General features: G+C 52.5%; 12 protein-coding genes. 6 read left to right on the top strand and 6 right to left on the bottom strand.

The features are described from left to right. Nucleotides 1-46 precede the first annotated feature (46 nt). Both ACFIOZ_RS15230 and ACFIOZ_RS15225 read left to right on the top strand, forming a co-directional pair. Nucleotides 47-1,225 (top strand): zinc-binding dehydrogenase, encoded by a 1,179-nt coding sequence (locus tag ACFIOZ_RS15230; protein WP_386079346.1) that lies wholly within the window; start codon nucleotides 47-49, stop codon nucleotides 1,223-1,225. 11 nt (nucleotides 1,226-1,236) lie between these two features. Continuing rightward, a complete protein-coding gene (locus ACFIOZ_RS15225) occupies nucleotides 1,237-2,301 on the top strand; it encodes a proline racemase family protein (protein WP_386079343.1) in 1,065 nt (354 codons plus the stop codon). 11 nt (nucleotides 2,302-2,312) lie between these two features. Here the strand turns inward: ACFIOZ_RS15225 and ACFIOZ_RS15220 are convergent, their stop codons facing one another. The 6 genes from ACFIOZ_RS15220 to ACFIOZ_RS15195 form a co-directional block, all read right to left on the bottom strand. After that, the gene (locus tag ACFIOZ_RS15220) at nucleotides 2,313-2,573 is read right to left on the bottom strand and encodes a DUF1289 domain-containing protein (protein ID WP_386079340.1); all 261 of its coding nucleotides are present in this window, start codon (nucleotides 2,571-2,573) and stop codon (nucleotides 2,313-2,315) included. Beyond that, complete coding sequence (gene arfB / locus ACFIOZ_RS15215; RefSeq protein ID WP_386079338.1) at nucleotides 2,573-2,989, bottom strand: alternative ribosome rescue aminoacyl-tRNA hydrolase ArfB; 417 nt, start codon at nucleotides 2,987-2,989, stop codon at nucleotides 2,573-2,575. The genes ACFIOZ_RS15220 and arfB overlap by 1 nt, the downstream gene beginning before the upstream one ends. Nucleotides 2,990-3,075: 86 nt before the next feature. Then, nucleotides 3,076-4,023: a D-2-hydroxyacid dehydrogenase family protein gene (locus tag ACFIOZ_RS15210; RefSeq protein ID WP_386079335.1), complete on the bottom strand. Its 948-nt coding sequence runs from the start codon at nucleotides 4,021-4,023 to the stop codon at nucleotides 3,076-3,078. A 12-nt stretch (nucleotides 4,024-4,035) separates the two neighbouring features. Further along, nucleotides 4,036-5,973: a TRAP transporter permease gene (locus ACFIOZ_RS15205; protein ID WP_386079333.1), complete on the bottom strand. Its 1,938-nt coding sequence runs from the start codon at nucleotides 5,971-5,973 to the stop codon at nucleotides 4,036-4,038. A 116-nt stretch (nucleotides 5,974-6,089) separates the two neighbouring features. Further along, nucleotides 6,090-7,076, bottom strand: a complete 987-nt coding sequence (locus tag ACFIOZ_RS15200) for a TAXI family TRAP transporter solute-binding subunit (RefSeq protein WP_386079330.1) — start codon at nucleotides 7,074-7,076, stop codon at nucleotides 6,090-6,092. Between the two features lie 176 nt (nucleotides 7,077-7,252). Next, entirely contained in the window at nucleotides 7,253-8,203 is a 951-nt protein-coding gene (locus ACFIOZ_RS15195; protein WP_386079327.1) for a LysR family transcriptional regulator, read from the bottom strand. Nucleotides 8,204-8,420: 217 nt separating this feature from the next. On the opposite strand from ACFIOZ_RS15195, the gene ACFIOZ_RS15190 reads away from it, so the two are divergent. From ACFIOZ_RS15190 to ACFIOZ_RS15175, 4 genes are all read left to right on the top strand, one after another. Continuing rightward, nucleotides 8,421-9,113 (top strand): GntR family transcriptional regulator, encoded by a 693-nt coding sequence (locus ACFIOZ_RS15190; protein ID WP_386079324.1) that lies wholly within the window; start codon nucleotides 8,421-8,423, stop codon nucleotides 9,111-9,113. A 55-nt stretch (nucleotides 9,114-9,168) separates the two neighbouring features. Beyond that, a complete protein-coding gene (locus tag ACFIOZ_RS15185; RefSeq protein ID WP_386079321.1) occupies nucleotides 9,169-11,136 on the top strand; it encodes an aconitate hydratase in 1,968 nt (655 codons plus the stop codon). Between the two features lie 73 nt (nucleotides 11,137-11,209). Further along, complete coding sequence (locus ACFIOZ_RS15180; RefSeq protein ID WP_386079318.1) at nucleotides 11,210-11,824, top strand: flavin reductase family protein; 615 nt, start codon at nucleotides 11,210-11,212, stop codon at nucleotides 11,822-11,824. Nucleotides 11,825-12,091: 267 nt separating this feature from the next. Beyond that, nucleotides 12,092-13,291, top strand: coding sequence for an ABC transporter substrate-binding protein (locus ACFIOZ_RS15175; RefSeq protein ID WP_386079315.1), 1,200 nt, complete (start codon nucleotides 12,092-12,094; stop codon nucleotides 13,289-13,291). The last annotated feature ends 41 nt before the right edge of the window (nucleotides 13,292-13,332 follow it).

Below are 13,332 nucleotides of genomic sequence, written 5' to 3'. Positions count from 1 at the left end.
TGTTTGTAGCCCATCTATTGCGTTAGCCCAACATAGGAGCCACTCCATGGCCGAGACAACATATACGGTACCCACCACCATGGCTGCCATGCTATTGACCGGACATGGCGGTATCGAAAAGCTGGAATATCATCAGGATGTCGCCACGCCGCAGCCCAAAGCGGGCGAAGTGCTGGTGCAGGTGACCGCCACGGCGAAGAACAACACTGATCGCAAGGCGCGTGAAGGGCTGTACCCTACCAAGGATAAGGGCGATGTTACCTCCTTCGCCATGGGTGGTACCCCAACGTTAACCTTCCCGCGTATTCAAGGCGCCGATGTCGCTGGCCACATAGTAGCGGTCGGCGACGGCGTTGACGCCGAGCGCATAGGTCAGCGAGGACTGCTGGATTTTAATATTTACGCTGATGAGCGTCGTGATATTAATCTAACTCCAGATTACTACGGCCACGGGGCCGATGGCGGCTTTGCTGAGTATATCGCCGTGCCTGCGGATCAGTTTTATCACGTGCCCAATTCTGAGCTTCATGACGCTGAACTGGCCTCGATGGGGATGTGCTCTTATCAAACGGCTTATCATATGATGACTGCCGCCAAGGTGAGTGCTGGCGAGCGTGTGCTGGTCAGCGGTGCCAGCGGTGGCGTGGGCACCGCACTCATTCAGCTCTGCCGTATTGTTGGCGCTATCCCTTACGCAGTTAGCCAGTTGGACAAAGCCGAGGCGCTCAAAGCACTAGGCGCAGAAGCGGTGATTGATCGTGGTGACCTGCCGAGTTTTGTAGAGAGGGTGCTGGCAACCACCGGCGGCAAACCGATCGATGCGGTAATGGACTTGGTCGGTGGTGAGATGACCAACCTGTTTATCGACACCATGATTGTCGATATGCAGGGGCGAAAGAGCTACCCGCGCCTCTCTATTGCCGGGGCTAGCGGTGGCAACCTTAGCGAAATGATGTGGACCCGCGTCTATCTTTATCAAGTACAGATATTTGGCGTTTCCCACGGCACCCGTGAAGAGGCGGAGCAGCTCGTCGAGTGGATTCGCAGCGGTGACTTAAAGCCGGTGCTTCACGCCGCCTTTAAACTCTCTGATCTGCACGCTGCCGAGCGCTATTTTGTCAGTCGGGGCAGCAACTACCTGGGTAAAATTGTACTTGTCCCCGATGCCCAGTGGGCATCCCATGGTGCGCCGTTCGCCCTTGAGAATTCCTCCACTGCCGTTTAGGAGCACCGCTAGTGCCAAACCTTCATACCATCCAGCTAATGGACACTCATGCAGGAGGCGATGTTAGCCGTATCGTCACGGGTGGCATTGATATTTTGCCTGGCGCCACGGTACGTGAGCAGATGGAGTATCTGCGCGATGACGCCGACGGCTTGCGCCGATTGCTGCTTGAAGAGCCCTACGGTATTCCGGAGATGTCAGTCGACCTGTTAGTGCCAGCCACCCATCCCGAGGCAGTGGCGGGTTACATCATTATGGAAGTAATGGGGTACCCTATTTATTCCGGTTCCAACACGCTGTGTACTGCCACAGCGGTGCTTGAGAGCGGTATTGTTCCCAAGCAGGAAGGCATACAGCGATTTAAGTTGGAAGCGCCGGCGGGGTTAGTACAGATCGAAGCGAAAGTGCATAACGGCGTAGTGGAATCAGTGACCTGTGGCGGCCTGCCCAGCTATATCGATACCTATCGCGACAAGATTCAGGTTCCTGGACTGGGTGAGGTGACTTATTCCATCGCCTATAGCGGTGGCTTTTACGCTTTGGTCGACGCCACTGAGCTGGGCTTTAAGCTTTCCCGTGATGAGGAGCGTGCGCTTTCGGAGTGCGCCTACAAAATTGTCGAAGCGATAAAAGCGCAGCGGGGCTTTTCCCACTACACACTGGGCGATGTGGGGCCGCTGCCATTTTTGCACTTTATGGGGCCTGAAGAGCAGATAGGGGAGGGCTATATACGTTCACGTTCAACGACGTACGTCCATCCTGGCGTTATTTGCCGCAGTACCACGGGCACCGGTACTTCGGCGCGCTTGGCGCTGATGAACTATGAAGGACGGCTAAATCTGGGTGACAAGTTAGAGACGGTGTCACTGCGGGAGACCGGCTTTATTGGTACCTTCATTGGCACCCATCAGGAAGGGGCTTACCAGGTAGTGGAAAACACCATTACCGGCCGCAGCTATGTACTGGCCCACTCGGATATCGTTATTAACTGTGATGACCCGATGGTCGCATGTGGCGAGCTACACCATATCTTGCGTGACCGTCACCGGCCGGAAGCCCTACCTTTAGAAACGTAGCCTCTGGCAACCTATTCTTTAGCAACATGGTCTTTAGAAACATAGCCCTTAGAAACATAGTCTTTAGAAACATAGTCTTTAGAAATATAGCCTTCGGCTACCAAGCGTTCCCATACCGGGGTCTTTTCGACCTCGGTCATGCTACCCCAAACCGCAATTTCGTCCAGCGTGCGGCCGCAGCCTTCGCATACCGATGTTGTTGGTTCAATCTGACAGATCTGTATGCAGGGCGAAAGAGGGCGCTGAGCGGGGGGTGTGGCGTCTTTAGTCATTAAGAGGCCGACACCTTGCCGCGCAGTGATTTAATTTTCCCCTTGCGGGTTTTGTGATCGACGCGGCGGCGCTGTGAACCTTTGGTGGGTTTGGTCGCGCGGCGTACTTTTTGCTGCTTGGCGGCACTCTGTATCAGCTCTTTTAAACGCGCTAGCGCGTCCTCTTTATTCAGTTCTAGCTTGCGGTGGCTCTGGGCTTTAATAATCACCACGCCCTCTTTGCTGATGCGCTGATCCGACAGTGCCATTAAGCGCTCCTTGTACAGCGGTGGTAGCGTGGAGCTCAGAATATCGAAGCGCAGGTGTACCGCTGAGGCGACTTTATTCACGTGCTGGCCGCCCGCACCTTGGGCGCGAATCTGGCTGATATCAATCTCCCAATCAGCCAGGGTGACATTACTAGAAATGGTGAGCATTAATGGCCTCTGCGTTGCCTGTTAACCCATAAGGCTAGCACAGTTGGCACAGAGGCGGGGGCCGCCACGCTCTTTAGCGCGCTCAATTAACGGGCTAAATTGTTGACGGGTTGACCATCGATATACGCCAGCAGGTTGCTAAAAGCATCGCCAAAATAGAGCTCGTAGCTATCTTTTTCCACATAGCCAAGGTGGGGAGTGGCGAGCAAATTGGGCAATTCCAGCAACGCGTCTTTGAGCACCGGCTCAGTATCGAATACATCTACTGCTGCCTGACCAGGGCGCCCGGCTTTCAGCGCCTCTTCAAGTGCTCCAGGGGCTACTAACTGAGAGCGGCTGGTGTTCACTAACAACGATGTGGGCTTCATTTGGGCGAGTGATCCAGCGTTGACAATGCCACGGGTATCGTCGTTCAAGCGCAGGTGCAGGCTCAGTACATCTGAACGCTGAAACAGATCTGCCTGGCTTTCGGCCACGTCAAAACCGGCCTCCAAAGCACGTTGACGAGTACCTTCACGGCCCCACACCAACACGTTCATTTCAAATGCCTGACCATAGCGGGCCACTAAGCTGCCGATTTTTCCGTAGCCGAAAATACCCAGCGTGCGCCCTTTAAGGCCGGTGCCTAGCGTGCGCTGCCAGCGGCCCGCTTTCAAGTTCTCAACCTCTGCTGGTATGTTCCGCATTGCCGAAAGCACCAATCCCCAGGTAAGTTCTGCGGCGGCGTATGGCGAACCGGTGCCCGTCATTACAGTGACGCCCTGGCGGCGGCAAGCCTCCATATCCACATGGGCAGCACCGCCGCCGGTTTGGCTGATCACTTTTAGGTTGGGCAAGCGTTCAAGTAGGGCAGCGGTAATAGGCGTACGTTCGCGGATAAGCACCAGCGCTTCGGCCCCAAGGAATTGTGCACTTAGCGCGTCCAGGTCGGTAAGGGTGTCGTTATACACCGTGACCTCGTGGCCTTCCAACTGCTTGAAAGCGTCTAAGCTGCGTACACAGTCCTGATAATCATCGGGAATAGCAATCTTCATTGAATCGGTTCCTTAGCTGGGCAGGGACACGCTTGTTTTATCATTACGATTCAAGCGATATTGCCATGCAAACAGACCTAAGATAAGTGCAATACCCACTACATCGGTAATCGCCTGACCATTGATCAGCATCAGTGCCGCCGCGAGCAGTAAGCCACGCTCCAGCCAACTGCAAGGGCGTAGGAAATAGCCGATGGTGGAGGCCGCCAGTGCCACAATGCCTATGACGCCAGAGGCCACGGCGAGCGCAATTTCAAGCGGTGTACCATTGCCTAACAGGGGCGGGTGGTAGATGAACATGAAGGGGATCAAGAAACCGCCTAGGGAAATTTTTGTCGCCGTAAGTGCGGTTTTAAACCAGTGTGATCCCGCAATGGCGCCACCAATATAAGCGGCTAGCGCCACCGGCGGTGTCACCCCAGAAAGAATCGCAAAGTAAAGGATAAATAGGTGTGCCGAGAGGCTAGGTAAGCCAGCTTCTATAAACGCAGCGGCCACGACAGACGCCGCTAGCATATAGGCCGCTACCGTCGGAAGCCCCATGCCTAAAATAATCGCGACCACCATCGCCAGCAGTAGAGTAACTAAAACATCGCCACCACTAACCACAAGAATGACCGATGAGACTTTCAGGCCTAGACCGGTAAGGCTGATCACAGAGGCGATAATCGCAACGCTACCGATGATCACGGCGATCATCGCAGCCGTCATGGCACCCGCTTCCAAGGCAGCAGGAATCGACTTTAAACGATCCATAAAGCTACCTGGGCTACGCCAGGAGAAGAGATAGATCAGCAGCGCGGTGAAATAAGCGGCTACGGCGGCAGTGGTTGGGGTGTAGCGCAGCACCAGCATGGTGATAAGCACAATAATCGGTAGCAGCAGCGTTTCAATATTAAACAGCCCCTCGCGTAGCGTCGGGCGCTGATCTTTAGGAATTGGGTTTAATCCCAGGCGCTTAGCTTCGAAGTGAACACTCATCCAGATAGCGAGATAGAAAAGCAGCGCAGGAATAAGCGCGGCGCCGATAATCTCCAGGTAGCTAACTGAAATAACGTCGGCCATGACAAAAGCGGCCGCGCCCATAATAGGCGGCAAAATTTGTCCGCCGGTGGAAGCAGAGGCTTCCGTGGCTGCCGCAAAGCGTGGGCTGTAGCCACTTTTCTTCATTAAGGGAATCGTGAACACACCGGTTGTGGCGACGTTAGCAGCGGTACTACCGCTGATACTGCCAAACAGGGCGCTACAGAGCGTGGCGGCTTTAGCAGGGCCACCGGCCATACCGCCCGTTACCGAATTAGATAAACGCATAAACGTGTCGCCACCGCCAGTGGTTACCAGCAGCGCGCCAAACATAATAAACACCACGATCACTGTAGAGGAGGTACGCATCAAGCTGCCGTAAATACCCGTCGGGCTCATGTAGAACGTAGCGACTAAGTCTGCCCAGCCAAACCCACCGTGGCCCCAAACACCGGGCAAGTGATCGCCAAAATAGGCATAGGAGAGGGCGATAAGCACCAAAATAGGAAACGCCAGACCAATGGCGCGGCGGCAGGCTTCAAGAAGAAGCAGTATCGCCAATAGGCCAAAAATCAGGTCAAAGGTGGTCGGCATTAGATAGCCGAGGCCATAAATAATACGATCAAACTGCATGATGTAGTAGCCACTCACCGCGACCGCTAGCACCACCGGGATAACGTCAAACCAGGGTAAGCGTTGGTTATCTTTCGCACGGCAGGAGTAGCCCAAAAAAATCAACGGAAGAGCAAACAGCAGGTGAATAGCATTTTGGGTATTCACTGCCCCTGTTATTGCGGCATAAAGGTGAAAAACTGCCATAGCCACCGCAGTTAGCCGCATCACTAAAAACCAGAAGCCCGTTAGCTGGCGCTTACCCGAGTCTTCCGAATATTTTTCAACAATTTTATTACTGTCTGGGGTGTCCATCGGATGGCTCCCACGCTCCCATACCGCAAGGCAACTGCTACGGGCGTGTCAAAAATGAGGTGGTAATGACTGCAACACCCGCAGGCGCTTAAAACGCCTACGGGTGCAAACAGGTATTAGCGTGCTTCGGGAGGAATGACATCTTCAGGAATATCAAGGCCCAGTTCTTGGTAATAGCGCAGCGCACCCGCGTGAATCGGGAACGTGGCATTATCAATCACGTCTTGCGGAGTCATGCCATCTGCAGGGGCAAACGACGCGGCGACCTGCTCATGGTTTTCCCAGTATGCTTGAGTAATGTTGTAAACGATGTCGTCATCTAAGGTGCTATTGGCTGAAACACCCATATAGATACCCAGAGACGTTGCCTCATCCATGCCCCGATAGGTCTCTGCAGGGATAATGGAGGGCGCTAGGAAAGGAAGCTCTGCGGTGACTGTCTCAAGTTGCTCTTCTGTAAGCGAAAGCAGCTGCAGTGGACGTGACGAGTGTACTTCAGTAAAGGCAGGAATGGGGGGAATGCCATTATAGCTGAAACCGATTAGACGTCCGTCGATGACTCCCTCCGCCGCATCATCAATACGCATACGCTGAAAGTCAGGTTCTACGTCTAAGATATCAAACACTAGCTCAGTGATATACTCGCCGCCACCGCCAATGCTGCTAGGGTTAAAACGCTGCCCCGTGAGGTCTTCAATGCTATCGATGTTAGCATCCTGACGAACCGCCCAATGCATTGTGGAAGGAGCAATCCAATAGACAAGACGCACATTTTCGTTAGGAGTGTCTTCGAAGCGTCCTATACCATTGTACTGCTCATAGCCTACTAGGGCTTCAGTAAAGGCTAAATCAAGTTCATTGCGCCCTAGGCGGATAGCATTTTCACGCGTGCCACCTGTCTCGCGGACGGTAATTTCATATGGTGTGTTGGCACTAATTACCCGCGCGCCCTCTGAAATACCAAAGAACCAGCCGGTGCCAGTGGGAACTGCACCAATATTTAGGGCACTCTCTTGTGCTTGGAGGCCGGCGCTGGTGAGCGTGCCGAGTGCTAAAATAGAGGCAGGGATAAGCAGATGTGATTTTAGAGCAAAGGATTTCATTATTATTACCTCAAGCATTGGGATGCTTTTATTGTCTTGGAAGATTTGTTGTTGTGATCAACTGGGTGTTTTACAGAACCACCTCCAGACTATAAATACCTGTTGCTAGCGCGTTTGGGTATTAGTGATTGATGAGCCTGCTTTCGTGAACCGAGAAGGCAGGTGCTTCATTGCCGCTAAACCACCGAAGAAATAGTTCCATCAGCAATTTCGGCTAACTGTATGGTTTGTCTAGAATTAGTTGAAGATTCAATGAGATGGTCGACAAATAGTCTGGCTGCCATCGATATGCGATCGATGTTATTGACATAAATGCACAGTGGGCGCATCGCCCAGTCATCTCGAATAGGCAGTACACGTACTTGTAGACCGCCCACGTACTGACGAATGGCGCCTCTCGGCACGACACCTATGCCTAATCCTGCCTGAACCATCAAGCATAGCGCATCGTAGCTGGTGACCTGAATACGTAGCCGTAACGGCCTGTTAGCTAAGCTGGCGGCCTTCAAAAGCTGCAAATTAATGGCGCTGGAAGAGTGTAGACCAACATAGGCATGTTCAAGGCTGTCGCGAAAATCAATAGCCTCCCGGTTGGCAAGCGGATGGTTTAACGGTGTCACAAGTACCAATTCATCGGTGTGGTATGGCAATTCTGCTAGGTCGTAGCCATGGGGTAGCTTGGCACAAATGCCAATATCGGCCCCATTCGCCATAATCTCCCTGGTAATCACAGGGCTGACTTTCTCTTCGAGCTGCACACCAATATCTGGATGCTTTTCAAAAAAAGCTTGAGTCTCGCCGGGCAAGTACTGGGTGATAGCGGACATATTGGCAAAAATACGAATAATGCCGCGTTCACCGCTAGTGTAATCACGCATTTGTAGATCTAAGTCTTCCAGGTTATGCAGCACCCCGCGGGATAGGTGGAGCAGCGCATTGCCCGCAGGTGTTAGCTCTACGCCACGGTTGTTGCGATGTAATAGCGGCGTGCTGAAATGCGCTTCAAGCTCGCTTAAGCGCTTACTAACTGCAGAAGTTGCAATGAACTCAGCATCAGCCGCACCGGTTATAGTGCCCATCTCTGCTACCCGGACAAACAGCCGTAACGAGGTAGGGTCGAGTTTCATTTGGAACTCCTTTGGGATGGCATGGCTACCGAAGTCGACAAGCTTTTAATGATTATTGTATGCAATCATGCTCGATTTTTGATAAATGTAGGCCTATATTGGCCTTCGGTGCAACAAATCGTACACAATCAGCTTTGAGACCTTAGTCGCTAATATCGATTTGGTACACTGAGCAAGTGCTTTAAAGCAGTCTGCTGGAACGTTTAGGAGTGACCATATGACCGCCGCCGATCGGGTTTATCACATCATCAAACAGCGCATACTTAACGGCGGCTATGCTGCGGGCAGCTATGTGCGTGAAGCGACTATTGGGGAAGAGCTTGATTACAGCCGCACCCCTATTCGGGAGGCATTACGCCGATTGGTATCGGATGGTTGGGTTGAGGCCATACCCCATCATGGGGCGCGGGTGGTGCAGTGGACGCAGCAAGATGTAGAAGAGGTTTTTGAGCTAAGAGTGCTGCTCGAGCCGCAAGTGGTTCGGCGTGCGGCTAAACGCATCAGTGAAGCACAGCTCATTACGCTGAGGAGTTTTGCCGATGAAATGGAAGTTCTCTGTCAGCAGAAGGATGAGCGAGCGACTGACGAAATCGCCGTACTGAATAACCAGTTTCACGCTGAACTAGTGACTGCTGCTGAAAGTCCGCGTCTTCAGCGCTTGCTAGAAACGATCGTACAAGTGCCTGTCTCACGGCGTAGTTTTCATCACTACACCCGTGAGGAACTGCTTTGCAGTATGCAGCATCACCGGGAAATTATTCGAGCTTTGCAAAATCGCGATGCTGAATGGGCCTCTGCGATTATGCGCGCACATATATTAGCCGCGCGAACCGCTCAAATGCGCCAAAAACAACTGATTACTCCCGCTCACGTGGAGCGTCAGTGTAATAACGAACTGTCTATTAGTTAGCCACCGTTGTTCGCCTTTCTCTATCAATGATAATAAAAACGTTAGGATCACTCTAATGACCTCTCTAGCCCCCTCTATTACCCCCTTGAACTTAGCTCAAAAACTGATTCGTGATCATTTAGTCAGTGGTGAAATGTTCCCGGACAGCGAAATTGCCCTGCGTATAGACCAAGCCCTGTTACAGGATGTGCTGGGCACCCTGGTAATGCTAGAGCTCGAAGCCATGGGATTGGATCGAGTGCATACTCAACCCAGTGTGCAATATATCGACCATGGGCTTGTTCAAGCCGACAACCTGAATGCAGAGACTTATCTGTTTTTAAAAAGTGCATGTGAACGCTTCGGGGTATGGTACTCAGGCCCTGGCAATGGCATTAGCCACCCGGTGCATATGGAGAATTTCGGTGTGCCTGGACAGTCGCTGGTGGGTTGCGACAGCCATACTACCTCGGCGGGCGCATTGGGCATGCTGGCCATCGGCGCGGGGGGGATTGAGGTTGCCATGGCAATGGCGGGTGAGCCGCTATATATCACTATGCCGAGGATTTGGGGTGTTCGCTTGGAAGGGCAATTACCCGACTGGGTGTCGGCCAAGGATATTGTCCTAGAGCTACTCCGTCGCCACGGGGTGTCGGGGGGTAAAAACAGCATTCTTGAGTTTTACGGCCCTGGTCTTGCTGAGCTCTCGGCAATGGATCGACTAGTCATCGCCAATATGGGTACCGAAATGGGCGCCACCTCAAGTGTGTTCCCCAGTGATGAAGGTACGCGACGCTTTTTGGCCGCCAGAGGACGTGAAGCGGATTGGCTACCATTAGCGGCAGACCCAGGCTGCCACTACGATGTTGATGAAGTGATCGATTTATCGCAGTTGGTGCCCTTAATTGCACTGCCCTCCAGTCCCGACAAGGTAGTGCCTGTGAGCGAGGTAGCCGGGCAGCCGCTGCACCAAGCTTACGTCGGCTCTTCGGGTAACCCAGGTTATCGTGATTTTGCCGTGGTCTCTAGTATGGTGAAAGGCCGCTCAGTGGCAGAGGGGATCTCGTTGGATATCAATCCTTCCTCACGCCAAGTGCTTTCAACGTTGATTCAAGAAGGGTATCTAGGCGAGTTGGTCGCTAGCGGTGCACGCTTGCACCAAGCGGGTTGCAATGGCTGTATTGGAATGGGGCAGGCGCCTGCCGTAGGACGAAATAGTTTGCGCACGGTTCCGCGTAACTTCCCTGGGCGCTCCGGCACACGAGAAGACAGCGTATTCCTATGCAGCCCCGAAACAGCCGCAGCCTCAGCTTTAGCTGGCGTGATTAGCGACCCACGTAGTATGCAAATGGACTACCCACGTATTAATGAACCCAAAGCGATGGTGGTTAATCGCGATATCTTTACCGCACCACTACCGCTTGACCAAGCCCGCTTAAAACCACTGCAAAAAACTGACAATACGCCTGCACTACCGACACTTGATCCGCTTCCTGATCGCCTGGAAATACCTGTACTGCTGGTCACTGGCGATAATATTTCTACGGATGACATTATGCCTGCAGGCCAGCGCGTGATGCCCTACTGGAGCAGTATCTATGCTTCGGCTCCCTTCACTTTTGAAGCCGTCGCCCCTGACTACGCTAAAAGTGCAGAAGCTACGCGTAACTTAGGCGGCCATATGATTGTGGGTGGGCATAACTATGGCCAAGGCTCTAGTCGTGAGAACGCTGCTTTGGTGCCTCGTTACTTAGGTTTACAGGCTGTGTTGGCAAAAAGCTTTGCGCGTATCCACTGGCAAAACTTAATCTGTTTTGGCGCTCTGCCATTAACGTTTATCAATGAGAGTGACGCTGATCAATTAGTGCAAGGTGATAGTATTATCATTGAAAACCTGCATAGCCAAATAGCCAATGGTTCCACACTAGAAGCAGAAATTATCGGCAAAGGAATGATTCAGTTACACCATGGTATGAGTGAACGGCAGTGCGAACTTTTACGGGTAGGCGGCGTGATTAATCATCTTAAAGCGCGCCAAGCCTGAGCCCCTGTATCACTAATTAACAGTGAGAGCTATTGAACAGCAGCTGTTTTATGACGCTAGAGTGAGCCAAAAAATGAGCGACTACCTATTAGATGAAGCCCCCTTAAGCCCCGGCGTGATTTATCGGTTATTATCCGGCGCCGTGTGCCCCCGTCCTATTGCTTGGGTATCCACCCAGGATAAGCAGGGAAATGCCAATTTGGCGCCGTTCTCCTTTTTTAACGTGGCCAGCGTAAACCCTCCAGTGCTAGCGTTTTCGCCGCTACTTAATGGTAGCGGTGAGCTTAAAGATACGGTGCGCAATTTAAATGAAGTGCCGGAGTGTGTCGTGCACGTGGGTAGTGAAGGACTCATTGAAGCGCTCAATACCACCAGCGCCAGTTTGCCGCCAGGAGAGGATGAGTTTGCCCTGGCTGACCTTGAGAAAGCTAAAATGCCAGGTGTCAACGTGCCACGTATTGCCAACGCGCCCGTGGCGTTTGGTTGTAAACTGTTCGATATGATCAGTTTTGGTGATCAGCCCTTGGCAGGCACGTTAGTATTGGCTCAAATCGTCTCCATCCATATTGATGATTCGCTGTGGGACGGTCGCCATGTGGATATGGATTTGCTCAAACCTGTTGGACGTCTAGCAGGTAGCGACTACATCCGTATTAGTGATCGTTTCGCTATCGAAAGGCCCGCTTAGCAACCGGTTGAGGTTTTAAGAGTATGATTTTTGAAACCATTTGGCTTGCTTTGTCAGCTTGTGAGTGAATGTTACAGAGTAGGTAACAAACGTTACTCATTAATTAACGATAATTAACCTTTAGTCGTATATTCTCCTGCCGATAGTAATACACAGACAGTAATAAACAAAAGTTCGGTAATGTGGCGAAAGTGTGAGGGGAAAGTTGCGCACTTTCGCCCATGCTATTTACGTGGGGAAGTGATCTAGCTATTAAGGAGCAGATCAATGCGACGATTGGGAACCAAGTTGTTAAGAAAGGTCTTGCTAAAAAGGGCTTTATTCACAATAGCTGTATTAGGCGGGGCGTTTGCTCCCCTATCCGCGCAGGCAGAGCTTACCTTTGGCATTGTCGCCCCGTCCAGTGGAGGCGCTGCACCGCTTGGGTTGGGCATGCAAAAAGGTATCGAGACCTACTTTGCCGAGGTTAATGCGGCGGGCGGGATTAATGGCGAGAATTTGTCGCTGCTTGCACGAGATGATCAGTACAAACCGCTACAAGCCGCCAGCAATACCCGACAGATGATTCAGGATGAAGATGTACTGGCGGCGATTGGCAATGTTGGTACTCCCACCGCTACGGTGACCATTCCCATTTATAATGAATATAAGACTTTGCTTTACGGTGCTTTTACCGGCGCCGGGGTGCTGCGCAAGTCGCCGCCTGACCGCTACGTGATCAACTACCGGGCCAGCTACGTACAAGAAACTGCCGCGATGGTGGATGGGTTGCTGGAAGCCGGTGTATTGCCCGAGGAAATTGCCTTCTTTACCCAAAACGATAGCTTTGGCGATGCGGGATACAATGGTGCCGCCCAGGCATTAACTGCCCATGGCGTCGATAATATCGCGGCACTCGCCCATGGGCGTTTTACGCGTGGCACGCGCAATATTCACCAGGGGCTGGCGACTATTCTGGAAGCGCCAGTGACGCCTCGCGCCATTATCATTGTCGGTACCTACGGCCCCGCCGCTGATTTTATTCGTGAAGCGAAAAACGACTTACCTGACGCGGTATTTTTGAATGTCTCTTTTGTGGGTAGCCAGGCGCTTATGGATGAACTTGGTGATCTGGCCGAAGGCGTCATTATTACTCAGGTAGTGCCCCCCCTGGATGCTGACTTGCCCGCCGTAGAAGCTTACCGTGCAGCGTTGGATGCCCATACCAGTGGTAGCGAACCGGACTTTATTTCGCTCGAAGGTTACCTGGCCGCGAAGCTCTTTGTGGAGGGGGTGAAAGCCGCCGGTGCCAACCCTGACCGTGACGCTATCGTGGATGGCTTGCTTGGTTTGGGGTCGGTTGATATTGGACTGGAAGAGCCGGTTAGCTTGGGGCCGAACGACCATCAAGCCAGTGATGCGGTATGGCCAACGATTATTGCCAATGGCCGCTTCGAGTCGGTGGAATGGGCGAGCTTGTTGCCTTAAAGCTTCGATTCACAAAGCTTACGTTACCTGTAAGACCCTGA

This window comes from Vreelandella sp. F11, from assembly GCF_042466685.1.
In the GTDB taxonomy this organism is placed as follows: domain Bacteria; phylum Pseudomonadota; class Gammaproteobacteria; order Pseudomonadales; family Halomonadaceae; genus Vreelandella.
Note: the sequence above shows the minus strand (reverse complement) of the source record. Positions and strands in the feature narration are given on the sequence as shown.